The following is a 1,105-nucleotide window of genomic DNA, read 5'->3' as shown; positions in this document are numbered from 1 at the left end:
CGCGGCCCCCCCCCCCCCGCGCGGACTACCTGCCCGGAGTTGAGTACGCGTGCTCAGGCGGCCCCCCGCCGCCCCCGGTTAGCCTCGGCGCAGCCGAGGTCGAGGGGGGTGGCAGAACATGATCGTTTCGGCGGTGATGCTGCTCGGCAGACTGGCCGGAACGCCTGCCGCCCGCCGGTCCGGGCGCCTGGCGGCGGACGCGGCCGAGCGCTGCTTCCCCGGCCGTCTGGCGGTGATCTCGGCGCGGCCTCGCTTCCCCGCTTCCGGCGGCGCCGAGATCCTCTTCCGGGTGCTGGACGACCACGACGCCTTCGTCCGCCTGCGGGTGGACCGGGCGGCGCCCACCGCCGAGCAGCTCGGCGAGGCGATCGAGGACGGCCTCGCCGCGGCCCGGGAGTGGCGGGCGCTGGCCGCGGCCCTGCGCCGGGGCGGCTACGAGGTCCACGGGCTCGGCCGCCTCGTCGCCGACCCGTGGATCGCGGCCGACCCGGCCAACGACACGGTCGCGGACTTCCTGGCGGGCCTGCGCGACTGCCTGGCCCGGCGGCCCGGCGCGCCCGCGACCTCCGTCCTGATCGCCGACCCCGCGGTCGTACGCGCCCTGCCGCGGGACCGCGACCCGTCGCTGCCGACCCTGCTGCGGCTCACCGCCACCCGCAGGCTGGCCGCGCTGAGCGGCCGGCGGCCGTACTACCGGGCCTCCTTCGGCACCGCGGGCGCGCTCGAACTGAGCCTCGTCCACCCCTTTTCGCTGTGGCAGCGCTACGAGGCCGCGGTCACGGCCGGCGCCGACGCCTGGCTGGCGCGGGTGAGCCCCGGCGCCCGCGCGACCGCCGTCATGAGCCTCACCCGGCTGGTGACCGGCCGGGTGGACCGGCTGCGGGCCCATGTCGTCTTCAGGGACGGCTCGGAGGAGAGCGGCCCGGCCCGGCTGGGCAACCACGTACTGGCCGTCACGACCGACCTCGACGGCGCCCTCACCGACGAGCCGACCGTCATCCGCGACGCCCGGGCCGGCGCCGGGCCGCTGCGACTCCCGCCGCTGTGAGCCGGCAGGCCCCGGCCCCGCCGAGAGCCCGCCGACCCTCCGGCAGGCCCCCGGCCC

The 1,105-nt window shown here is 78.6% G+C and carries 1 protein-coding gene; it reads left to right on the top strand.

Going from position 1 to position 1,105, the window contains the following annotated elements; all coding sequences use genetic code 11:
- Nucleotides 1-118 precede the first annotated feature (118 nt).
- Entirely contained in the window at nucleotides 119-1,048 is a 930-nt protein-coding gene (locus V7E46_RS33600; RefSeq protein ID WP_333771936.1) for a hypothetical protein, read from the top strand.
- Nucleotides 1,049-1,105 lie beyond the last annotated feature (57 nt).

Source organism: Streptomyces sp. IBSBF 2435 (assembly GCF_036815005.1).
Classification (GTDB): Bacteria; Actinomycetota; Actinomycetes; order Streptomycetales; family Streptomycetaceae; genus Actinacidiphila.
This window is presented reverse-complemented; position numbering and strand designations above follow the sequence as displayed.